Below are 23787 nucleotides of genomic sequence, written 5' to 3' on the forward strand. Positions count from 1 at the left end.
CTCACGCGCCTTACCTACATCCATGTAGGCAACAAAGAGTAAATAGTCCCTAGCTAATAAGCGTTTCAAGTAAGCTCAAATTAATAGGTTTAAGTAAAACTCGGTCAATATTTAAATCTTTTATTTCTCTTGGATCTGGCTCTGCGCCACTTACAATCACTAAACGTAATTCAGGGTATCGTTCATTAATTTGCTGGCCTAAGTCAACGCCACGACCATCAGGTAAATGCATATCTAACAATACCTTATTAAATTGCTGGTCGTGATTAAGTATTTGCAAACATTGTGCGCAGCTAGACGCAATGACGGTTTCAACGCCTAAACTTTCTAAAAGTAGTTGCGTAATTTGCGCTGCATCGTGGTCGTCTTCCACAAGTAAAAAGCGCTGCTTTTTCTCGGTTAAGCCATTACTACAATTTATATCTTTAGCTTGCGGTGCATGCTCTGGCGCTACCAAGTAATCTTGCAAACATTGATATAAAGCCGCGCTATCAACAGGCTTTGGTATTACATCGTTAAAACCAAGTGCAGCAAGCTCCTCATGTATGCCTTTCATAGTAGCGGCAGTGAGCGCAATTATTGGGCCTTTGTAGCCCATTTTTCTAAGCTCTATGGTAGCTTCCTTGCCGCCCATTACAGGCATATGAATATCAATAAAAATAATATCGTAAGGCGCTTTATACGCATCTGCTATGCGTACTTTTTCAAGTGCTTGCTGGCCATGTTCGGCATAATCTACGCGCGCACCACAGGTACTGATCATATGACCAACTAGCATGCGTAAATCACGTAAATCATCAACCACTAATACTCGCCCATGCACTTTGCATGGAGCCGATTTACTTTGTAATTGTGGGGCACTACTAAAATTAAGTACTTGTCGTTCTACTTCGCTAATATCACCTGGATATACCGAAATCGTAAATGTAGAACCTTTGCCTATTTCAGAGTGCAAACTAATATCACCGTGCATACGCGCTAACAATTCAGCACATATTGCCAAACCTAAGCCTGCGCCACCTACAGAGCGTGATTCTACATCTGCTATTTGTTCAAATGGCTTAAATATAAGTTCTTGTTTTTCAGGGGCAATGCCCATACCTGAATCTTTAATGCTAAAAAATAGCATTTCGCGATCATCAACCCATTGCGTCCACGCATTAACAACAATTTCGCCTTTATCGGTAAATTTAACCGCATTGTTTATTAGATTTATTAAAATTTGACGAACTCTTGTTGCATCAAGTCGTGCAACCAAAGGTAATGGCTGATGAGATTCAAAGCGCAGCGTAAGACCTTTATCAAGCACCGATACGCGCATTAGCGTGTATACATCGGCAAGCATGCTATCAAGGTTAACTTCGCTTAGGGTAAGTTCCAGTTTATCGGCTGCTATTTTAGATAAGTCGAGCACGTCGTTTAACAAGCTCAATAAGTGTTTACCATTTCGATAAATAACACCCAATTCATTTTCAGCTTGCTGACTAAAATCGCTCTGCATTAACAGTTCGGTGTAGCCTAAAATAGACGATAGAGGAGTACGTAACTCATGGCTCAAATGAGCTAAAAATCGATCTTTTGAACGGTTTTCGGCTTCAGCTTTTAAGCGCTCTACTCTCTCGCCTTCAACATCTTTACGTGCCAAAGCATAACGAATAGCACGTGCAAAGCGGCTCGAACTCATTTCTGTTTTAATTAAGTAATCTACTGCACCGGCATCAAGCGCCGCCGAGTCTAACTCGTCGTTTGACTGCCCGGTAAGCATAATAATGGGTCCGCTAAAGCCATTGGCAATTGCTTCTTTTAATACATCTAAACCATTCGATGCACCCAAGCGGTAATCAAGCAGGCAAATGTCGTGCTCATTTTTGCTAAGCGTTGCAATTGCCTGCTCAGGGGAGCTTATCCATTGAATGTTAAACGTGTGTGAATCCAATTGGTCCAGATAGTCGCAGGTGAGTATGTAATCATCTTCATCGTCTTCTACAAGCAGCAACTGAGTCACTTTATCTAACATACAATCTCCATTAATCGTTAAATGTTGTCGGTAGCTCTACAAATTCTACCCAGTATTTTCCTAGCGTTTTCATCAAATCAACCAAACCATCAAACGTTACTGGTTTTGTAATGTAAGATGCAGCACCTAAGTTATACCCTTTAACCATGTCTTCTTCTTGTTTAGACGTAGTTAATATAACAACCGGAATTCCCTTTAAGTTAGGGTTTCCTTTTATAGCTTCAAGCGCTTCACGGCCATCCATTCTAGGCATATTTAAATCAAGTAATATAAGTCCAGGACGCGGCGAAACTGCTTTGTCTTCAAACTTACCTTTACGCTCTAAATACTCAAGCAACTCAACGCCATCTTCAACAAAATGAAGCTCGTTAAGTACACGACTTTCAGCAAGGGCATCTTGTGTTAACAAACGATCATCTTCATCGTCGTCTGCCATTAAAATAGTAATCGGTTTTACTTTTGAATAGGGCATTTAAGCCTCTCCTTGCAATGTGAAAAGCTCAGCTTCCACAGGTAGTTTTATAATAAAGGTTGCACCTTCACCGTCTTTACTTTGGGCTGTAATTGTTCCGCCGTGGCGCTCCACAATACGCCTACATACAGAAAGGCCAATACCCGTGCCTTTATATTGTGAGCGTCCATGCAAGCGCTGAAACGGTACAAATATTTTATCGGCATAGTCTTGTGAAAAACCAATACCGTTATCTTCTATGGTAATAACTTGAAAACTTAAATGAGTATTATGATCAGAGCTGAAAATATCTTCATCTTGATAACTAATTTTTATGTGTGGGTTTACGTTGGGACGCCTAAATTTAACAGCGTTCGACAACAAATTTAAAAACAGCTGCTGCATTTGGCTTTTATCTGCCTGAATAACTGGCAAATCATCTACATCAATTTGTGCTTCAGACTCTTTTATCGCTATCTCTAAATCACTTAATATATCAGCTACAACTTCATTTAAATTCGTGTCATCAAAATCTTTACCACGCGTTGTAATTCGCGAAAACTCTAATAAGTCGTTTATTAAATTAGACATACGCTGCGCTGCATTTTTCATGCGCCCAATGTAATCCATCCCCTTTTCACCCAATTCATCTTTAAACATGGTTTCAAGACGGTCGCTAAAGGCTTGGATTTTTCTAAGAGGTTCTTGTAAATCATGGCTTGCTACAAAAGCAAACTCTTCAAGCTCTCGGTTACTACGGCTCAATTCATCTGAATATAATGTTAGCTCTTGTGTCCGTTCAGAAACCTTCATTGCTAATGTTTCGTTTTGTTTTTCAAGCTCAAAACGATATTGTGCTGCATTTCTTAAATTAAGGCGCGTCATAATAAACATACCAATAATCAGTAACGCACTCGTTATTGCTGTTATAGCGAATGTAATTTTAGCTTCATTTTTAATCTGTGCTAATTTAGAAAAATGGCTTACTTTAAAGAGTAATTCGCGGTCTTGAATTTCATTAACATACTCTCTAATTTGCTTATAAAGCTTTCTTCCTTTATGCGTATTTAATACATACAACGCACGTCTTTCTTTGTCATCTAGCGCAAGGTTTACAGTTTGTTTTAATTCTTTAATTTTACTATCTACAAGAACTAACAACTGAGCTATACGCTCAGCTTGACCGTCAATCTCAGAGTGAAGCGACTTGACATGATCTGTTTGCGCTTCAATTTGGGCTACAGCATCGTAGTACGGCGTTAAATAATCAGCCTCTTCTGTCAATAAATAACCACGCTGTCCTGACTCAGCCTGCACTATGGATAGATGCAGCTTCTCAATTGCAGTGGTTAGCATGCTAGTGTTGTCTAAACTTTTTTGGGTTTGTGTTAAGCCTTGAATCGTATTCAATGCTAAAAATGCGTTGCCCACAATAATACCTAGCACAACCACCATAAATGTTGCCCAAGTGATATTCGCCTTACTTTGCTGTTTTTTCTTGCTCATTTAGCTTCCCGAATTAAAGTTTATACAACACTTAATATTTATTGAGAGTCTGATATTTTTTGCAAACTTTCGCTGCACTGTTGGCAATTATTGATAATTTTATCAAGTGCATCTAACGCTTTTTCTTTTGGCATATCGTTTTCAAGTACCAATTTAATCAGCTCAGCATTCATCGAAATACGATTTAGCGGCCCTCTTGCATCGTGTACTAATTTATTGAGTTGCTCTGTTTGGTTATCGGATGTCATGCCCTTCCTCAAATCTATTTATATTCGCCAATACCGCCATATGCATTAAGGCGGTTATAAAGTGTTTTAGTACTAATACCCAGCATTTGTGCAGCAAGCGTTTTATTACCTTGCACCTTATCAAGCGTTGCATGAATAAGTTCTTTTTCAACTTCTTCAATTGTTTGCCCTGCTGATACAGGCTTTTCGGCAGCTTGATTATTAACGCGCGAAAAAGGTGACTCTAAGTTATCAGGTAAAATAATGTCGCTAGTTTGTGGGTCGCTCATAATAAATGCACGGTGTATAGCATGGCGGAGCTCTCGCACATTACCCGGCCATTCATAGCTTTGCAGCTCTTTGAGCTGTGCGGCAGTCCAACTAAAGGCAGTGCCGTTTTCGTCATTAAGTTGATCTAAAAAGGCTTTCGCTAATAAAGGTACATCTTCTTTTCTATCGCGAAGTGGCGGTATATCAATAGGAAAAACAGCCAACCTAAAGTAAATATCTTCACGAATAACATTATTTTGTGCTAAATCGGTAAGCGAGCGGTTAGTGGCTGAAATAACACGGCAATTGGTTGGTATTTCTCTGTTACCACCTACGCGTGTTACCTTTTTAGTTTCAAGCACTCGCAGTAAATTTGGCTGCATATCAATTGGCATTTCAGTTACTTCGTCTAAAAACAAAGTACCGTTATTTGATTGCTCAAATACACCTTCTTTACGTGCAATTGCGCCTGTAAATGCGCCTTTTTCGTGGCCAAATAACTCACTACCAATTAACTCTTTTGAAAGTGCGCCACAGTTGCTAGCAACTAATGGCCCTTCGCACTGGCTTGCGTTATGAATAGCTTGAGCCACTACTTCTTTACCTGCACCACTTTCACCCATAAGCATCACGTTAGCATTTGTTTTAGCTACACGTTCAATCATGTTGTAAAGCTTTTGCATTGGCTCAGATTCACCAATCAAACCGCCAAAGTGGCGTACAATACCGCTCGACTTTGCTTTTTTAACTGCTTTTTTAGGGCCATTTAAAACGAGTTCTAAATCTTCACGTTGTAATGGTTTTAATAAATGCCCTACATTTGGCTCACACATATCAGCTAAAATACCTTTAACTGAAGGGTGGCCCGAAATAAGTGTAATTTTTGGAGATTGCCCAATCGTTTTTAAGTGATCAAGTAAGTGCAAACCGCTACCATCAGGCAGCATAAAATCAAGCAGCACATGATCAAAGGCATTATTTTCAAACCATTGATGTGCTTCTTTTAAACTGGTAGCTGTGCTTATATTGTGGCCGAGGAATTCGACTATGTGGCAAACAACGTCACTAAATTCAACGTCGTCATCTACTAAAAGTATGTCTAACATGATAAATCCCTATGCTTTTTTCTTATTCTACGCATCCTTGATATTAATTTAAAGGTGCGCCCAGAATCTAATTTTTAAAATAAACTTAAGCGATTAAATGCTATTAATGTTACCAACCTAATATTTACGTATGCTGAAAAAAATCGATCACAAATTATGATTAATAATTAAAATCGTTTCTATTTATAGAATGGTAGCAACTATTATTATTAAAAACCTAAAAAAGGAGACGAAATGCAGCAATTAAAAACCTTAATACATTCAGGTATTAATATTGACCAAGGTACTCAATTTACACGCTTAACAGCTCGCGCCATTGTAATTAAAAATAATAAAATACTTTTAATGTATACAAACCGTTATGAAGACTACAGCCTGCCCGGCGGTGGAGTAGATGACGGCGAAAGTATTGAGCAAGGCTTAATTCGCGAACTAAGCGAGGAAACCGGTGCACAACAAATAAGTGTAGTTAAAGCTTTTGGACTCTATGAAGAGTATCGCCCTTGGTATAAAGACGATTTTGATATTATTCATATTAAATCGTATTGCTTTGTATGCAGTATTGCCGACGAGTTTGGCAAAGCGCAGTTAGAGCATTACGAGCAGCAAAATGGCATGACAGCCAAATGGGTTGATATTAACGACGCAATTGCACATAACGAGCGCACCATTGCTAACAGTGAAAAACAAGGGCTTTCTATTTTACGAGAAACTTACTTATTAAAGCGCATTGCAAAGGAGCTAATATAAAGCTCTGTGTTTGCCCCAGAGGGTGTTGTAAATTTTGCAACGCCCAGAATATTTTACTACCTCGAGCACCTCAATTTTTATATTTAAAAAATACCCCTTCAGCAAAAATATAAATTTAACTAATAAAATCAGATGGATAAAAACAAAAGCAACTTTTTTAAAAACTGGCTCTAGCCTTGCACCTTTTAAATAACTAAATTTGTAAGGAGATAGAAATGAGTAACACAGTTAAAACGATTAATCCCGCAACTGAGCAAACCATTGAAACCTATACACTACTTTCTCAAAAGGAAGCAGAACAGGTAATCGAAAAATCTCACGAAACATATTTAAAATGGCGATTAACGTCATTCACTGAACGTGCAAAATACCTTAATAAGTTAGCCTCACTCTTTGAAGATCAAAAAGAAGCTATTGCAAAACTCATGACCGAAGAAATGGGTAAAGTTTACGAGCAAGGCTTTCAAGAAGTTGAACTATGTGCAGGAATTTGTCGTTACACAGCCGAACAAGGCCCAGAAGTACTTGCTGACGAAGAACGTGATATGGACGGCGGCCGCGCAATTATTAGCTACCAACCAACAGGTGTACTATTAGGTATTCAACCATGGAACTTTCCGCTTTATCAGGTAATTCGCTACAGTGCAGCTAACATCATGGCGGGTAACACAACCGTATTAAAACATGCTGGTAATGTATTTGGCATGGCTGAAAAAATAGAAGAGCTATTTAAACAAGCTGGTTTCCCAGAGTATTGCTTTAACAATCTGCTTATCGACGGCAAAACAGCCAGTTCTTTAATTTCGCACAAAGCAATTAGCGGCGTAACCTTTACCGGTAGTGATGCAACAGGTAAAAAAGTAGCAGAAGAAGCAGGTAAACACGTTAAGAAAACAGTGTTAGAGCTTGGTAGTAACGACGCTTACTTAGTACTTGATGACGCAGACCTAGAGCTTGCAGTTAAAACCTGTGTAACCGGGCGCATGATCAATAACGGTGAAACGTGTGTTTCAGCTAAACGTTTTGTTGTTGTAGAGTCACTTTACGATGACTTTAAAGCGCAAATTAAAGAGCAATTTGAAGCCATGAAAATGGGCGACCCAATGGCTGATGACACAGACTTAGGTCCAATGGCTCGTGAAGATTTACGCGACGGCATTCACGACCAAGTAATGGAATCAGTTAAAGCAGGTGCAAACATAGTAACGGGCGGCGAAATACCTTCGCAAACAGGTTATTACTACCCACCTACACTACTAGATAACTTAGCCCCTGGTATGCCAGCCTATGACGACGAATTATTTGGCCCAGTAGCTTCGCTTATTAAAGCCAAAGACAACGACGATGCAATGCGCATCGCTAACGACTCTCGCTACGGTTTAGGCGGCGGTATTTTCTCTAAAGATGAGAAAAAAGCCATTGAACTAGCTAAAAAGTACTTCGACACCGGTATGATCAATATTAACGGCTACGGTTTAGCACAACCTAACCTACCGTTTGGTGGTGTTAAGGAAAGTGGCTACGGCCGAGAGCACGGCGGCTTTGGTATGCGCGAATTTGTGAATATCAAATGTATTATGATCAATAGCTAATTTAGCTTTAAATACTAATACATTAGAAAGCCTAAAAGTGGGTAACCGCTTTTAGGTTTTTTAACTTTAAAATTAGATTACAGAAGAGCTTAGTCTCTACTAAGTTCAAACCACAAAGCAACTACACAGTAATAACTGTAAATGAGCAGTTTGCTTTTTAATCATTATCAACATAAAAGAATAATATAATAAATTCAGAGGCACTAATTGCAGCTAGCTGCATTATCAGCAAAAACATAATACCAATCCCAGCTTGAGGGTCAGGTTCAATACCAAAGACAAGTACTGGCGCTAAAGTAATAGTACATAATGCAGCTATAATTCTAATAAAAATGAGCCGTTTATTTTTATAGTTTTTAGCGTTAGCTAAAAAATATAGAAGCAAATAAGGCAACAGCATAAACGCAAAGCCAATCTCAGTTGGCATCCAGTACTTAATAGCAACAGCAACTAAAGATAAAACAGCAAGCGCCTTAACTGGGTAGTACATTTTTTTATAATTCACATGCTTTCCTTTGCACGCAGTGCTTTATTAGCACCAAATAAAATATTGCCGAACAATATAAAAACTTTAACTATGCAATGCAATCTATTTCACTAGACTTAACCTGACAGGCAACAATGAGCGAGAAGCAGACGGTCGAGTAAACTCGTTTTTGGACAAAAACGATTTAGAACTAAGGCGTGCTTTGTGCCAATAGCGAAAACTGGCCACTTAATTCAAAAAAACAGCAATGATACGATAGCAGACTTTCCTAAGTAGATAAAAGCACTGGTGTTTTTATCATAACGTTTGTCGATTTCCTTTTAAGGCTGTATGTAAACTAAGCCACCATAGAGACTTTAATTTAAAGCCCCAGTAGAAACTAATACTTCACTTTAGAATTCATTGCTCTAAGATGTATAATCCTAATCTCAGGATGAAATAAGGCAATACGTTTTCTATTATTATGAAAAATCTATTATCCATCCGTTCCTATAGCACAAAGCCAGTTCGTCATTCACATCAATTTAATCAGTTGGTTCTACCTTTACGTGGTGTCATAAATATATCTGTTGGTGATTTTAATGGTAAAGTTGCTCCTAGTGAATGTGTTGTAGTTAAAGCCAGCGAAGAGCACTTGTTCACCGCAAACACTGAAGCTAGGTTTGTAGTCGCAGATATGAAAAATCTTCCGCTAAATATTTCATCTTCACAATGTATTGTTTTTGCAATTAACTCACCTCTTAGAAGTTACTTAACTTTTATCGAAAACCAACTAGAAAACAAAGTTAATGCCCAATTAGAACAGGCGATGTTCGAAATGTTCAGCCTATTGCTTGCAGAGCAACCTTTATTACCAAAAGTAGATAACCGCATTGGAGCAGCAATATCCTTCATAGAGAAAAATATTGCAGCGCAGCTTCAAATTAAATGTTTAGCTGAATCTGCTTTCCTGAGTGAGACACAGTTTAAGAAACTATTTAAACAACAAACAGGTATGACCGTGATGAAGTACGTAACAAAACTTCGAATGGAAAAAGCCCAAGCCTTACTTACACATACAGATTACCCGCTACCATTTATTGGTGAAAAAGTAGGTTATAAAGAACCTTCAGCCTTTAGCAGAAAATTCTCACAATACTTTGGTCTATCACCAATTAAATTCAAAAAGTAAACTTAGTCGGAATTGATAACGATTGCGTCTTAATTGTTAAAAACACTCTACATAATTAGCATACTATTTCTGTATTGAAGTTATTATAAATAGGTCTCATTATGGAAAATCATCACGGAAGTTTTAAAGGTGTTATGGCGATTATTGTTGCTAGTTTCTTGTGGGGGACAACTGGTACTGCTGCAAGCTACTCACCAGATGTAAGCTCTTTGGCTATTGGTGCATTCTCTATGGGGATAGGAGGGGTGTTGCTTGTAATCACAGCTCGAAAAAAGCTACTTATAGATTATAAGCTGATGCTCGAACAGCCTGTAGTATTTCTTTTAGGTGCCGTTTCTGTCGCTATTTACCCATTAGTATTCTATACCTCAATGCGTTTATCAGGTGTTGCCATTGGTACTGTAGTATCTATAGCCACTGCACCTTTTTTTGCCGCAATCCTTGAGCGTCTTATTAGTAAAAAGGACATTTCATTGCAATGGATGTTGAGCTTTGTCATTGGTGCTATAGGTATTGCTCTGTTAACTTTAGGTAAAGACCAGAGCAATAATGCTTACAGTATTAATCAACAAGGTTTGGGGATTCTTTTAGGTTGTATTGCTGGTTTAACTTATGCAGGTTATTCATGGTCAGCAAGGCGTTTAATTGAAAGTGGCATTCAATCAAAATCGTCCATGTCTGGGCTATTCGGTTGTGCTGCACTATTGTTACTTCCATCATTATGGTTTACGGGTGATAACTTATTTTCAAGCTCAACTAATGCTTTCGTATCTTTGTATATGGCAATAATTCCAATGTTTTTAGGATATTTATTATTTGGTTTTGGCTTGAATTATATAGATGCAAGTAAAGCGACATTAATCACCTTAATTGAACCGTTAGTTGCAACTGTTTTAGCTATAGTCATTATTGGTGAAAAATTTAAAGTAATTGGTTGGATAGGCGTAGCTTTAGTATCACTATGCCTATTGATACAAACAATCAAACCTCAAAAAAAAATTAAGATTAGCCATCAAAAAATATAGTTATACAGCACTAAATATTCTCTTGAATTTGCAAATGCCTAATGTCCGCAATTGGCTAGCCGCTGTCGCTAAAACCTTAACAGCCAACGTCCGTAGTTTGCTCTTTTGCGGCATTCGTCTAAACACGTTTTGGGGCAGAAACGAGTTACGCTTGAATGTCCGCTTATGGCACTTTCTAGCCACTCGACAACATAAACACGGTAAGTCGGGTTGTTGCTAGCCAATTCATTATTTTTGTCGGATGGCGTGGCTTCGCCACTTATCCGACCAACACTGCCTAATAGCTATAACTTTTCCTCAAACCTCGGCACTTTTCGCTTGTCTGCCTTATTCATAGCAAGCTCTTGGATTTCTTCATGCTTTAGATCTTCGGGTTTATCTTCTAGTGACTCCTGATTAGCGTTTTCGTAAGAAAGCTCAGTCAGTAGCGCAAAGTGATCAGAGCCATACTTAGCTAAGCGCTTAATACGTTTTACTTTAAAGCCTTCGCTGTGAAATAAGTGATCGAGCGGCCAACGCATAAAAAAGTAGCTTGCATGAAAGGTGTTATAAAAACCACGGCCTTTTCGAGGGTCTAAAAAGCCACTTATTTGCATAAACAAACGGGTGCTACGCGACCATGCTACGTCGTTTAAATCACCGGCAACTATGGTAGGTCGTGTTGGGTTTTTAAGTGCTTTAGCCACCATTATTAGCTCAGAGTCGCGTGGGCGCGATGAATCTTCTTCAGTGGGGCTTGGCGGTGCGGGGTGAATAAAGTGACCTTGCATTTGCAGGCCTTCATCGTTTTCAAACAGAATATGAATTGAAGGAATATCTTCTTCTATTAGCTCACAAATTTGTGCATCGAGTATTTTAAACTTGCTGTATAAGTGCATGCCATAACGATTATCTTTAGGGCATTCTATGTAATACGGGTAATTTTTTTTAATGACTGATAATTTATTTTCCCACCAGCTATCACTCTCAAGTGTAATAAGTAGGTCGGGTTGGTGCTCATCTACAAGGCTAATTAGCTGCTCACTTTTATGGTTCGACATCAGTACATTTGCCGACATAATTCGTACGCTGTGGTCTATATGCTTTGGTGCGCTTTGCACTTCTTTTTTAGCAAGCCACGTATACGGATAAATCCATTTACCTTGTAAAATCATTATAAGCAATGAGGTTAAGGCTATAAATACATAACCTATTGCGCTACTTTGCCATAATAAAAACAACGATGTAACGGCTACAAAACTGGCAATATAAAATACCTGTAAGCGCACAAAGTCGCAGCTACGCACTAAGTAATGCTGGCTGTACGACATAGGCAACAAGGTAACCAGTAAAAAAAAGCCAATAATTATAGCCAGCGCAATAAGCATTTTAATATCCTTATAAAGTTAATTTAGCGACTTAAAATTGAAAGTATTTCTCGGGTGTCGTGCACCATATGGATAACTGTACGGTCTATTTCTATACTCACTGTACCACTATCTCTAGAGCGTTCAATCACTCTACCTCGTTTATATAAATCACGATCTAAATAGTCGCCTCGGTGGTAGCTTTTACTTAGCCCTGGTGGCGTCCAACCTGCGCGAATTAACTGCTTAGCCTCTTTTTTAGAAAGGTAGTCATTGTCGTTGTGTTTATGTGAATGATGCTTATTATGGCCGTGTTTATGACCATGCTTATCTTTATGCGGTTTTGCATCTGCGCTTATTGAACATAAAGCCAATGCTATTAGTGTTGTGTATGTTAGTGCTGTGTATGTTAGTGCTCTCATAAATAATCTCTAGCATAATTAATAGCTAAAGATTAACAAACACGGCTGAACATCATATGAAACAGCTTACACTTATTTAACGTTGTTTATATTGTGTTTTACAGTGGCTTCGCATAATAGCGGGATCGCGTAATTTTAAGTGTTTTGTTTTACGACCAGCATGGCGTTTACGCCACACTTTAAAACTGCCTTTTGAAATATGTTCGCGCATAAATACCACCAGCTGGGAGTATTTTAATCCGTATAACTGCTCTATTGCCTCAAAAGGGGTTCTATCTTCCCACGCCATTTCGATAATGCGTGACTGCTGCTCTGCGTTAAACATGGTATATCTCACAAAATTTAACTTATACGCTAGGTAAAAATACTTAGATCAATGCAATTAAGCTCAGTAACTGTATAATTGGCGTTCAATTTATGTATTTTAAAAGATATCGAATTTTTATTTATGCGCGCAATATTTCTGTTTTTAGCTTTAACTTTACCTTCATTATTACTTGCAGCGCCAAGTAAAACCCTGCGCTGCGTAACAACTCACTACCCGCCTTTTACTATATTTGATGAGAAAAGCGATACGTTCACAGGTTTAGATATTGAATACTTAACCTTTATTGAGCGTAATTTAAATCTTAAAATTGACGTAATTCATCTGCCATGGGCGCGCGTTAAAAAAGAAATGGCGCTGGGCTACTACGACTGCTATTTCTCTTTGGCCAATACAAAAGAGCGAGCAGAGTATTTAGATTTTACAAGCGTGCCCTTGCATACTACTAAGTATGGTTTATTTGCTTTAAACAAAGATAAACTGCTCACTGACGATTTATCAAATACCCCAATAGCGATGCTACGCGGTGTTGCTGTGCCTGAGGTTATTGCTAAAAAGTATAACCTTGATGAGAATAATCTACTTCGCTCACTTTCAACTAAAGACACTTTTGAGCTGCTAGAAAAAAATCGCGTTGAATACGCAATAACTAACTATCAGGCGGGTTTGTGGTACTCAAAGGAATATAAAAACGTATACGCTAGGCAGCTCAATGAGTTTACGTTTCCTACTTACATTGCTTTTAAGCGTGGCGTAATAGATACAAAATTAGTTGATGAGCAAATAAAGCGTTTTAAAGCACAAACTCAATAATTAACACTGTACACGTTAAGAGATAACCAATGTTTACAAAACTACCAAAGTGGGTTGAATATGGCGCGTTTACGCTCGCATTTATAGCGGGCATAGTAAACGCTGTAGGCTTATTAGGATTTGAGCACCAGGCTATTTCGCATGTATCTGGCTCTGTTACTTTACTTGGTATTAAAGCAATAACTAATCCCAGTACTGCCTTATTGTTACTTTCAATAATTGTTAGCTTTATGTTGGGTTCGGCACTGTCGGGCTTTTTGCTCTCTGGTGGCTCATTAAAACTTGGTCGTCATTACGACACTTTGCTTTTTATTGAAGGATTGCTACTACTTGCGAGTGCTTATTTACTCAAAAACACATTCGTTTACGGTATTGTTTTAACGTCTGCTGCGTGTGGGCTACAAAATGCGCTAGCCACCAATTACAGTGGCGCAGTAGTTCGTACCACACACTTAACGGGTATTTTTACTGACCTTGGTTTAATGCTAGGCAAAGCGCTTAAAGGTGAGCAATTTGATATCCGTAAAGGCGTTATGTTTTTACTCATTATTGCAGGCTTTTTACTAGGCGGTATAACCGGCTACGTTTTATTTAAGCATTACTTAGTGCTGGCTTTGGTGGTTCCTGCTGTGGCTTGTTTTGTTTTATCAATTACGTATCGGATTTATAGGCTGCGTACGCTTTAACGCAACAAGTTTAAATGCATATTAAAACCGCATATTATAGAGGCAATGCAATATAGATTACTTTCAAGGAATGTATGAAACCTTATTTTTTGCCGCTGATATTACCCTTTAGCCACGCTGCGTTTGCTGATAATCAAAACAACGATGCAATAGAAACCATAACAACTACGGCATCACGTATTGAAGCGCTATCTACCCCACTCCCTTTATCAATAAGTACACTCAGCGAAGCGCAGCTAAATAGCATAGCGCCTACCCATATTGAAGAAGCCCTGCAACGTGTAGCAGGAGCTAATATTCAACGCGGAAATGGCCAAGAATACTTACCCGCACTTCGCTCTCCGGTACTTTCGGGCGCTGGCGCTTGTGGTGGCATATTGACTTTGGAGGATGGCATACCACTGAGAGCCGCTGGGTTTTGTAACATAAACGAGCTATTTGAGGCGCACAGCGAAATGGCGCAGCGCATTGAAGTACTAAAAGGCCCTGGCTCTGCACTTTATGGCTCAAACGCCGTGCATGGTGTTATTAATGTAATAACGCCCGACACCACACAAGGCGGTGGCTTAGTAGGCTTAGATTATGGCTCATACGGTTATGCTCGCTACAAATTACGTGCAGGACAAGATTACGGCAACAGCGGTATCGGCATTAACGCAAGTGTTACCGATGATAGCGGTTACCGCGACGACGAAAGCGTAGAGCAACAAAAAGTAAATATTCGCCATCGCTATTCAAATAATAATTTATTACTTACCTCAGGCCTTACTTACACAAATCTTGATCAGCAAACTGCGGGATTTATTACAGGCTTTGAAAGCTATAAAAACGAAGACCTCGCGCAAAAAAACTTTGACCCTGACGCATTTAGAAGAGCACGTGCATTTAGAGCATGGAGCAATGCAACATGGCAATTAAATAACGATGATGTGCTCTCTACTACGTTATATTTTCGCGACCAAAGCATGGACTTTTTTAAGCACTTTTTACCCGGCACACCGCTTGAAAAAAACAGTCAAACTGGTTTTGGTGTGCAATCACTTTATCAACATAATTTACAAAGTAATATAAAAATAAACCTAGGGCTTGATGGCGAATACACGCAAGCCGACTTTACTCAAAGCCAAAACGAGCCCACTCAAGGTTCTGCATTTTTAGTTGCTACAGTACCCCAAGGTAAGCATTACGATTACGATGTAAACACCACGCTTTATGCCCCTTTTGCATCGCTTGATTGGCAATTAAATAAGTGGTTACTTACCGTAGGTGTGCGCTACGAGCATATGCAGTACGACTACACCAATAATATGCTAGCAGGTAGAACAAAAGACGATGGCACAGAATGCGGCTTTGGTGGCTGCCGATACAGCCGCCCAGCGAGTGCTAAAAATAGTTTTAGTAATCTATCGCCAAAGCTTGGGGTTAGTTATCAGTACAATACAAATAACACGCTTTATGCAAACTTTTCTCGCGGTTACAGAGCGCCACAAGCGGCTGAGCTATACCAATTACAACGCGAGCAAACCACTGCAAATTTAAGCGCCGAAATAGCGAATAACGCAGAGCTGGGTATTAAAGGGATTTACGAAAAACTACGTTATGGCGTGTCGGTTTACGCTATGAGTAAACACAATACGATTTACCGCGATAGCGACTTTTTTACGGTAAATAATGGCAGCTCTCGTCATCGTGGTATTGAGCTTGAGCTTAACTACCAGCTCACCAAGTCGCTTGCGCTTAACTTTGCAGGCACTCACGCAAAGCATACTTATACTAACAACCAAATACTTAACGGTTTAAATATAAACGGCAACGACATAGATACCGCGCCGCGTAATATTGCTAATATCGATTTAACATGGCAGGCATTAAACAACGCGCAATTTGCTTTGCAGTGGCACCGCGTTGGTAACTACTACACCGACCCAGAAAACTTAAATAAATACCAAGGGCATGATGTTTTAAGCCTGCGCGCTCAGTGGCAAGTTACTAATAATCTTGAGCTACTTGCTCGTATTATTAACTTAACTGATGAGGCTTATGCGGAGCGCGCCGATTACACCAGTTTCACCGGTGACAGATACTTCCCTGGCAAACCACGTAACGCGATGCTTTCGGCAACTTATACGTGGTAGTGCTTATTTAAGAGCTAAGCTAATTTAGCTGATTTAAGTCGCTCATGTATTTCATGGGCGACTTTTTCATTACCTTTTTAAACATAGTAATAAATGCACTCACCGACTCATACCCTAATAACTCCGACACCTGCTGCACACTTTGCTTATCAGAAAGCGCTTTTAAGGCTGTAATTATATGCAATTGCGTACGCCATTTTCCAAATGTCATGCCTGTTTCTTTTTTAATTAACCGCGCTAATGTACGCTCTGTTAATGCAAACTGCTTAGCCCATTGTGGTAGTGTTTTTCGGTTATTTGGCTTGTTTATAAGCTGATCGCTCATAGTTTGAATTACCTCGTTTTTAGATAATACAAAATCAAGTGGTTGTACGGGCATATCAATAAGTTGATCAAATAACACCTGAGCTAAACGCGCTGTTTTACTATTTAAAGTATAGTGCTGATTATGCCCAGCCAACTCGCACATTAGCTCTTTAACCAGCGGCGTAATGGCTAACGTGCAGGTATTTAACGGCATACCGTTTTTACTACTATCAATAAATAAATGACAAAGCTGCGCGTTATCAGACGCCCTATTACTATGCACCTTTTGTGCTGGGATCCAAATTGCACTGTGCGTAGGCACCATCCACATTTTTGCCGACACTTCACACGTTACATAACCATGTAGCGCTAAAATTAATTGCCCTTTTGGATGAGTATGTAGTGGTATTTCGTGACTTGCATGGGCATGCTCTATTTTGGCTATTATGGGCTGCGCCATAGTTTCAAAATTTTTAATGTCGTCCCAGCCAATTGCATCAAACATAGTTTTGTCTGTTTTTAGTTATTTAATGTCATTATCTCTAAATTATAGTTTTTGCTAAGCCTTTATACTAGCGCCCATTAAGTATTAGCTTTAATGGTCTTCCCTTTTGTTAAATAACACACCTAAATCACGCTTTGCTGGCATATTACTTGTGCTTGGCATATTACTTATTGCCGCAAATTTACGCGCCACATTTACAGGTATTGCACCTGTGCTTGAACAAATTATTAATCACTTTGGGCTTAGCGCATCGCAAGCTGGTTTTTTAACAACATTGCCACTCATTGCCTTTGCGGTTGTATCGCCAATGGCCGCAACCCTTGCTAAAAAGCAAGGGTTAGAGCGCACCTTGTTTTTGGCTTTGTTATTTATACTTGCAGGGGTTGCAGCGCGGGTAATAAATACCTCAGCCATGCTTTTTGTAGGCACCGCTATTATTGGTGTGGGCATTGCCATCGCAAACGTATTATTACCAAGTTTAATTAAGCGCGACTTTCCTGCAAAGGTTGCGTTAATGACCTCAGCCTACGTGCTGACTATGGGCGTGGTATCGGGTGGGTTTTCTACTTTAGTATTTCCGCTTAGTCAGTTAAACGGATTAGGATGGCAACTTGCGCTGGGCTCATCAGCTCTTATTACTCTGGCGAGTATTATTGTATGGATGTCGCAATTAAGTAAGCACACAAAACCCGCGAGTATTGCTCAACACGCTGACACGTCAAAAAGTGTATGGCGTTATTTACTAGCATGGCAAATTACCCTACTGCTGGGCTTAAACTCGTTTTTAAATTATATAATTATTACGTGGTTACCAAGCATATTAACCGAAACTGGTCACTCAGCTACCCAAGCAGGTGCTTATCATGGGGCTTTTCAAATAGCGACTGCATTACCGGGTTTAATATTAATCCCGTTACTTGCCAAATTAAAAGATCAAAGCGCGCTTAGCTTTATTTTAGCCATGTTGAGTGCACTCAGTGCTTTGGGGCTGCTTTACATGCCTAGCTTTGCTTTTGTTTGGACCCTAATGCTGGGCTTTTGCTCTGGGGCATGTTTTATATTGGGGCTGTCGTTTATTAGTTTACGAACTGACGATTCGCAACAAGCAGCGTCGCTTTCAGGTATGTCGCAAAGCGTAGGTTATTTACTTGCGGCTATTGGTCCTATGCTAGCTGGTGCATTACACACGACTACAGGCAGTTGGAGTGCGCCATTATGGCTGTGCGCTATTGCTGGAGTACTGTGTGCATTATGTGGTTTAGGCAGTGGTAAAAACACCACTTTAGCTAAATCAGCTAACTAGCTGCTGTAACCACGAAAATAAACCAGACGAAGGTTTACTACTCGCGTGCTTTTGCTCGTAGCGTTTATTAGTTGCTTCGCGCTGTTCACGGCGCTCTTGTGCTAAATTAGCCTTTGCAGCAAAACGCAAGCGCTGCTCTTGAGTAAGCTCATCATTAAAACTAATGGCTGTTTTTTTCACTGCTCGGCTGCTTTTAGGTGAACTACACATATTATTCTCCAAATGACTGACTTATAAGTAGACAGTCATTTGGTTAAATAAATTTCAAACCGCTTACTAAAAAGTAATACTGATAACCCCAAATAACTAGTTTTGTGGGGTTGTATCAAACGCAGGTACTTCGTGTAAGCCGCTCAACCAGCTCAATGTTGATTTAGCCCAAATTTGTGCTGTTGGCGTAAACTGATCACGCTGATCAACCGCACCAATACGCAAGCCATATACACGGTCAGCTTTAGCTTCGTTAGTTGCATAAAGTGTTGTACCACATGTACCACAAAAACCTTGCGCACGCTTGTTACCACTTTGCGCTGTTTTAACAAACTCTTTTGGCTCACCTTGGGTAAACACGACCGAATTTGGCTCTGCAATTATAACTGCTCTAAATGGGCCGCTCGACATACGTTGGCAATCGCTACAATGGCAAACAAGTGCGTTGTTATTTTGAGACTTTGCTTGGTATTTAATTTCACCACAGTAACAGCTTCCAGTAATTTCCATTATTTAAATCCTTAATGCTTATGAAGATTGAATCGAGATATAAGACCGGCAATATCGATTCATTATTTTTAAAATATAAAAAAACTGCTCGCCGGTTCATTTGTATGTTCGGTTAGATTTTTAATTTTTGAGAGTGATTTTAAAAGTTGAGCAAGTGCTAAAAACATGATCCGATGTTTTAAATAAAACAGCAATACCACGTTAAGCTAATAGCGTAACGTGGTGTGTTTAAGCTATCTTTTATGTGCGTTTAAATAATCAACAGCTAACAGGCTAAGCGCCTTAGTGCCTACTTTAAACGATGATTCGTCGGCATAAAAATAAGGTGAGTGATTACTAGCCACTGTATTTAAATCTTGCTCACTTGGTGTGCCGCCTAAAAATACAAATACACTCGGTACTTCTAATGCGTAAAACGAAAAGTCTTCTGCGCCGGTTATTTTTCCCATTTCAACTACGTTTTCATTACCTGCTGCTTTTTTAAGGCTAGGTAACATTTGCGCAGTTAACTTTGGGTTATTAATCGTTACCGGATAACCTTCGTGAATGTGTACCTCTGCAGTAGCACCTGACGATTTAGCAATGTGCGTGGCTGTGGTTTTTATTTTTTCAAATATTTGTGCTCGGTTATCCATATCAAAGTTACGAATTGTGCCTACCATTTCGACTTCTTCAGGAATAATATTATTACGCACCCCACCCGCTATCTTACCAAACGAGACAATAGCAGGCTCTTTGGTAATGTTGATTTGGCGACTAACAATATGATTTACGCCTGTTACTATTTGCGCAGCTGCGGCAATGGGGTCAACCCCAGTCCACGGTGCAGAGCCGTGTGCCTGCTTGCCATGTACTGTTATTTCAAATCGGTCTGCACTGGCCATTGCAGGGCCACTTCTATAGCCAATTTTACCGCTGTGCAAACTAGATGTTATGTGTAACCCAAAAGCAGCTTCTGGTTTGTATTGTTTAAATATGCCTTCTTTAAGCATTAACTCAGCGCCTCCCTCTTCCCCCTCAGGTGCGCCTTCTTCTGCAGGCTGAAATACAAACATAATATTACCGTGTAGCTCATCTTTCATGTTTGCAAGCACTTGTGCAGCGCCCATTAGCATAGCCACGTGCGTGTCGTGCCCACAAGCATGCATTATGCCTACATCTACACCACGGTAATTAGTGGTTTTAGTTGATTTAAAATCAACATCTGCTTTTTCAGTAACTGGCAGCGCGTCCATATCTGCACGTAGCATTACTGTCGGGCCAGGCTTTGCGCCTTTTAATAGCCCCACAACACCTGTATAAGCAATCCCTGTTTGTACTTCCATACCCAGCGACTTTAAGTGCTTAGCAACAATACCTGCTGTGCGGGTTTCGCGATTTCCAAGCTCAGGGTTTTGATGAAAATCACGTCGCCAATCAATAACCTGTTGCTCTATCTTTTTAACTTGCTGATCAATGTTTGCATTGGCATTAAACGCACTAAGGGCAGCAAAGCCCAGCGCTATTGAAATTAGTGATTTTTTCATCCTGTTTGTCCTTATTATATTTATTGGTTTTATAATATTGATGAGCACGAGCCCTTATGTATTATTGAGAACATAATTAGTTTGCTCTATAACCACTATTACTGAAGGCTCTACAATAATCAATCCCATTTAAGCTAGATGCCCAACTATGAAGGGCCACTTCACTTTTCACTGGTTTTATCTATTTTTAGTTTGAAGTTTTAGCGCTAATTAAGCCTACCACTTTTGCTTTTGTTGATTTAAAAATGGCACTAAATAGTCCACCAAAGCGCGGACAGTTGGGCTTAATAAACGTTGCGATGGATAGAGTAAATTCACGGGTAATGGGCTTGGCACATAATCGCTTAATATTTCTATTAACTCACCGGATTGAATTGCCGCATCAACGTAAAAACTAGGCAGCTGAGCAATACCTTGATTAGCTATAGCAAAGGCTTTTAAGCTTTGAGAATCGTTAACTTCAAGGCTACCAGCTACTTTTATTACTGTGCTTTTTCCGTCAATTAAGTACGACCATCGCTTGGCATTAGTTACTGCGGTATTTATTAAACATTGATGGTTTTTAAGATCTTTAGGCGTACTGGGCATGCCGTGAGTGTTAATATAGTGAGGGCTTGCTACCGTTTTAAAGTGCATATTACCAATATTACGCGCGACCATTGTTGAGTCGTTTAAGTGCCCTACGCGTATAGCTAAATCAAAGCCTTCTTCCACCAGCTCTACTTTACGATTCATAAGTGAAATTGCTAAATCAACGTCCTGATGCAGCTCTTTAAATTCAGCTAATGCAACCGGCAGCATATATTGCCCAATCATTATGGGAGCTGTAATTTTTATAAGCCCTTTGATTTGTTGTAGCTGTGTTTTGGAGCGGCGAAGTTCGGTGACTTGTGCACGAATATCACTGAGCTTAAGTAAATATGCTTTACCGTCTTCGGTTAAACTTAATGAGCGTGTAGTACGGTTTATTAACCTAATATCGAGCCATTTTTCAAGCTCGTTAATTTGCCTGCTAACGGCTGAGGGCACTAAATTTAAACTCTCGGCAGCGCGGCTAAAGCTTTGCTGCTGGGCTACTTGCTCAAATACCTGAATTGATTTTAATAAATCCATTACTTACTCGCTAAATTACACTTGGCTATTATTCTAAAAATATCACAAATAATATTATTTATTTGTTATTTTTCACCTTTACTGATGAGTTTATTATTACCTTACATTCACAAAATACATTGTTAAAGGTAATAAAAATGAAAGTATTATTAATAGGCGCATCAGGCATAGTTGGGGCAGCAATAGCGGCAGACCTTCATGATCATCAAGTTATTAAAGCGAGCTTTAAAAACAGCGAACACACGGTAGACATTCAAGATAAAGCCTCTATAGAAGCATTATTTAAAAAAGTAGGAAATGTTGATGCGGTTATATCTACTGCAGGTTTAATTGCCTTCGCACCTATAAACGAGATAAGTGAGCAAGATTACACAACAACTGTAGGTAATAAATTAATGGGTAATATTACACTATTTCATGTGGCAACTAAGTACATTAATCAAGGCGGTAGTTTTACTTTTACTTCAGGCTTTTTAGCACAAAATCCTGCGCCTGGTTCAGCAGCTGTAAGCATGGTAAATGCAGCGCTAGATTCATTCGCTAAAGCGGCGGCATTAGAACTTGAAGGCATATTACGCGTAAATACCGTAAGTCCTCATTTTGTAAAGGAAACGATGGAGATAATGGGTATGGATAGCACCAATGGTATAACCGCAGCTGATACCGCTAAAGCATTTAGACACGCAATTGAAAGTAACCAAACAGGTAAAGCTTTTGATGTAGTCGACTATATTTAGAGCTAAAGCAGATTGCTTGATGTAACAATTCAACCAGGTTATTAATTGAAGCCCTGTTATCAAAATAGCTGCTCTAAGCAGCTATTTAAATTAGTAACTTTAAACAGCTAGCAATCTGTTATTTAAGCTTAATTACCGATAAAGTATGTGGGTTATCAGCTTTTTTGTTAACCATATTAGGGCTGTCGAACACGGCGTCGAAATTCATAATAATAATATCTTTACCACGAACAATTAATTCAGATGGTGCATCAAGCTCCCCATGAAGTCCTGTGGTATTCCCATTTTGTGCCAGTAACTCTAATTTACCTTGCATATCAATACTATAAATAGCGTTAGCAAATAAGTCTGTAATATAAATTTTGTTAGTACGCTTGTCCCACTTTAAACCGTCGGTTGCAACTAGGCCTTTTGCAAATAGCTCTGTTTTAACTTTTTCATTGCGCTCGTTCATAGTGGTTTTAATTACGCTGCCATCTTCCATAATGCTGGTGTATAAATTACCTTCTCCATCAAATGTTAGGCCGTTAGCGCCAAACTTAAGTGTCGCGTTAGAGGCAAATGTATCAAACAGATGTGAGTCATGATTTTGAGTACTTAAAAAAGGTTTTATATGCGCTGGTTTTTGAGCATTTAACTCACTCATGCCAACCTTATACACACCACTTAACTGCTTAGTACCTTCAAGTTTTAATACTGTTTCTGAAATAAACAGATCATCGCCTTTAAATACCACTGCATTAGGAAATAATAACCCTGTTACAACAACATCCGTGCTTACAGCTTTTCCATTTACAACATTAATACGTAGTATTCGCGATTTATAACTGCCATCAAACCACATTTGCATGTCAGCTACGTAAGCATTGCCATCTGGGCCGAATGCAATTCCCATAGGTGCAATTTTACCTGTTGATGGCGCCATATCTTGCTTAGTAAAAGTATACCAATTACTAAAATTGTTATTTTTATCAAGCATGCCTATACGGGGCGCAGCAGGTGTTTGCATCTCGCCTATTTTAATCAGTGTATCGTTATGAAAGTTTGGCGAGGTAATATATACATTGCCCTCTTTATCCATATCGCTACTGGCTGGCGAATTAAAGGTGTTAGGTAAATCGACTAATAACTCAGGCGTTAACAATTCTGGTTTTGTAGGCTCAGCTAATGCGCTATTAAAAAGCCCTGTTGCTAGCAGCGCTGCTGCAAAATAAAGTGGTTTCATTGTGTTGTATCCTGTTAGTTTAA

24 protein-coding genes are annotated in these 23787 nt (G+C 39.4%); 9 read left to right on the top strand and 15 right to left on the bottom strand.

Going from position 1 to position 23787, the window contains the following annotated elements:
• Positions 1-49: 49 nt before the first annotated feature.
• From QT16_RS01995 to QT16_RS02015, 5 genes are read right to left on the bottom strand one after another with little or no spacing between them, the layout of a single operon-like run.
• Positions 50-2017: a hybrid sensor histidine kinase/response regulator gene (locus QT16_RS01995; RefSeq protein WP_039485072.1), complete on the bottom strand. Its 1968-nt coding sequence runs from the start codon at positions 2015-2017 to the stop codon at positions 50-52.
• Positions 2018-2027: 10 nt separating this feature from the next.
• Positions 2028-2489, bottom strand: a complete 462-nt coding sequence (locus QT16_RS02000) for a response regulator (protein ID WP_039485075.1) — start codon at positions 2487-2489, stop codon at positions 2028-2030.
• On the bottom strand, positions 2490-3974 hold the full coding sequence (locus QT16_RS02005) for a sensor histidine kinase (RefSeq protein WP_039485078.1): 1485 nt from the start codon (positions 3972-3974) through the stop codon (positions 2490-2492).
• A gap of 38 nt (positions 3975-4012) precedes the next feature.
• Positions 4013-4222 (bottom strand): histidine kinase, encoded by a 210-nt coding sequence (locus tag QT16_RS02010; protein ID WP_039485081.1) that lies wholly within the window; start codon positions 4220-4222, stop codon positions 4013-4015.
• Positions 4223-4236: 14 nt separating this feature from the next.
• Positions 4237-5577: a sigma-54-dependent transcriptional regulator gene (locus QT16_RS02015; RefSeq protein WP_039485084.1), complete on the bottom strand. Its 1341-nt coding sequence runs from the start codon at positions 5575-5577 to the stop codon at positions 4237-4239.
• A 234-nt stretch (positions 5578-5811) separates the two neighbouring features.
• On the opposite strand from QT16_RS02015, the gene QT16_RS02020 reads away from it, so the two are divergent.
• Both QT16_RS02020 and QT16_RS02025 read left to right on the top strand, forming a co-directional pair.
• Positions 5812-6327, top strand: a complete 516-nt coding sequence (locus QT16_RS02020) for an NUDIX hydrolase (RefSeq protein ID WP_039485087.1) — start codon at positions 5812-5814, stop codon at positions 6325-6327.
• A gap of 215 nt (positions 6328-6542) precedes the next feature.
• Positions 6543-7919, top strand: coding sequence for an NAD-dependent succinate-semialdehyde dehydrogenase (locus QT16_RS02025; protein ID WP_039485091.1), 1377 nt, complete (start codon positions 6543-6545; stop codon positions 7917-7919).
• A 157-nt stretch (positions 7920-8076) separates the two neighbouring features.
• On the opposite strand, the gene QT16_RS02030 is transcribed toward QT16_RS02025, so the two are convergent.
• Positions 8077-8424 (bottom strand): hypothetical protein, encoded by a 348-nt coding sequence (locus QT16_RS02030; protein ID WP_039485094.1) that lies wholly within the window; start codon positions 8422-8424, stop codon positions 8077-8079.
• Between the two features lie 445 nt (positions 8425-8869).
• Between QT16_RS02030 and QT16_RS02035 the strand changes: the two genes are divergently transcribed.
• Both QT16_RS02035 and QT16_RS02040 read left to right on the top strand, forming a co-directional pair.
• Complete coding sequence (locus QT16_RS02035; protein ID WP_039485098.1) at positions 8870-9577, top strand: AraC family transcriptional regulator; 708 nt, start codon at positions 8870-8872, stop codon at positions 9575-9577.
• A 101-nt stretch (positions 9578-9678) separates the two neighbouring features.
• Positions 9679-10602: a DMT family transporter gene (locus tag QT16_RS02040; protein WP_039485102.1), complete on the top strand. Its 924-nt coding sequence runs from the start codon at positions 9679-9681 to the stop codon at positions 10600-10602.
• 284 nt (positions 10603-10886) lie between these two features.
• Here QT16_RS02040 and QT16_RS02045 read toward each other — a convergent pair whose 3' ends face one another.
• The 3 genes from QT16_RS02045 to QT16_RS02055 form a co-directional block, all read right to left on the bottom strand.
• Complete coding sequence (locus tag QT16_RS02045) at positions 10887-11969, bottom strand: endonuclease/exonuclease/phosphatase family protein (RefSeq protein WP_002958081.1); 1083 nt, start codon at positions 11967-11969, stop codon at positions 10887-10889.
• A 23-nt stretch (positions 11970-11992) separates the two neighbouring features.
• Positions 11993-12370 (bottom strand): hypothetical protein, encoded by a 378-nt coding sequence (locus QT16_RS02050; RefSeq protein ID WP_039485109.1) that lies wholly within the window; start codon positions 12368-12370, stop codon positions 11993-11995.
• Positions 12371-12446: 76 nt separating this feature from the next.
• Positions 12447-12695 carry a TIGR03643 family protein gene (locus tag QT16_RS02055; RefSeq protein ID WP_039485113.1) on the bottom strand — a complete coding sequence of 83 codons (249 nt, stop codon included), beginning with the start codon at positions 12693-12695 and terminating at the stop codon, positions 12447-12449.
• 123 nt (positions 12696-12818) lie between these two features.
• On the opposite strand from QT16_RS02055, the gene QT16_RS02060 reads away from it, so the two are divergent.
• The 3 genes from QT16_RS02060 (at position 12819) to QT16_RS02070 (ending at position 16329) form a co-directional block, all read left to right on the top strand.
• Positions 12819-13508 (top strand): substrate-binding periplasmic protein, encoded by a 690-nt coding sequence (locus QT16_RS02060; protein ID WP_039486020.1) that lies wholly within the window; start codon positions 12819-12821, stop codon positions 13506-13508.
• A gap of 29 nt (positions 13509-13537) precedes the next feature.
• Positions 13538-14194 carry a YoaK family protein gene (locus QT16_RS02065; RefSeq protein WP_039485115.1) on the top strand — a complete coding sequence of 219 codons (657 nt, stop codon included), beginning with the start codon at positions 13538-13540 and terminating at the stop codon, positions 14192-14194.
• Positions 14195-14268: 74 nt separating this feature from the next.
• Positions 14269-16329: a TonB-dependent receptor gene (locus QT16_RS02070; protein ID WP_039485118.1), complete on the top strand. Its 2061-nt coding sequence runs from the start codon at positions 14269-14271 to the stop codon at positions 16327-16329.
• A 19-nt stretch (positions 16330-16348) separates the two neighbouring features.
• Here the strand turns inward: QT16_RS02070 and QT16_RS02075 are convergent, their stop codons facing one another.
• Positions 16349-17140 carry an AraC family transcriptional regulator gene (locus QT16_RS02075; RefSeq protein ID WP_039485120.1) on the bottom strand — a complete coding sequence of 264 codons (792 nt, stop codon included), beginning with the start codon at positions 17138-17140 and terminating at the stop codon, positions 16349-16351.
• 106 nt (positions 17141-17246) lie between these two features.
• Here QT16_RS02075 and QT16_RS02080 point away from each other — a divergent pair, with 106 nt between their 5' ends.
• Positions 17247-18443 carry an MFS transporter gene (locus QT16_RS02080; protein ID WP_039485121.1) on the top strand — a complete coding sequence of 399 codons (1197 nt, stop codon included), beginning with the start codon at positions 17247-17249 and terminating at the stop codon, positions 18441-18443.
• On the opposite strand, the gene QT16_RS02085 is transcribed toward QT16_RS02080, so the two are convergent.
• From QT16_RS02085 to QT16_RS02100, 4 genes are all read right to left on the bottom strand, one after another.
• A complete protein-coding gene (locus tag QT16_RS02085) occupies positions 18432-18653 on the bottom strand; it encodes a hypothetical protein (RefSeq protein ID WP_024605837.1) in 222 nt (73 codons plus the stop codon). The genes QT16_RS02080 and QT16_RS02085 overlap by 12 nt on opposite strands.
• Positions 18654-18749: 96 nt before the next feature.
• Entirely contained in the window at positions 18750-19163 is a 414-nt protein-coding gene (locus tag QT16_RS02090) for a GFA family protein (RefSeq protein ID WP_007377055.1), read from the bottom strand.
• 233 nt (positions 19164-19396) lie between these two features.
• On the bottom strand, positions 19397-20689 hold the full coding sequence (locus QT16_RS02095; protein ID WP_002958068.1) for an amidohydrolase: 1293 nt from the start codon (positions 20687-20689) through the stop codon (positions 19397-19399).
• Between the two features lie 216 nt (positions 20690-20905).
• A complete protein-coding gene (locus QT16_RS02100; protein ID WP_039485151.1) occupies positions 20906-21802 on the bottom strand; it encodes a LysR family transcriptional regulator in 897 nt (298 codons plus the stop codon).
• Between the two features lie 137 nt (positions 21803-21939).
• On the opposite strand from QT16_RS02100, the gene QT16_RS02105 reads away from it, so the two are divergent.
• Complete coding sequence (locus tag QT16_RS02105; RefSeq protein WP_039485154.1) at positions 21940-22539, top strand: short chain dehydrogenase; 600 nt, start codon at positions 21940-21942, stop codon at positions 22537-22539.
• A 118-nt stretch (positions 22540-22657) separates the two neighbouring features.
• Here QT16_RS02105 and QT16_RS02110 read toward each other — a convergent pair whose 3' ends face one another.
• Positions 22658-23764, bottom strand: a complete 1107-nt coding sequence (locus QT16_RS02110) for an NHL repeat-containing protein (RefSeq protein WP_039485156.1) — start codon at positions 23762-23764, stop codon at positions 22658-22660.
• Between the last annotated feature and the right edge of the window lie 23 nt (positions 23765-23787).

This window comes from Pseudoalteromonas distincta (genome assembly GCF_000814675.1).
Taxonomy (GTDB): Bacteria; Pseudomonadota; Gammaproteobacteria; order Enterobacterales; family Alteromonadaceae; genus Pseudoalteromonas; species Pseudoalteromonas distincta.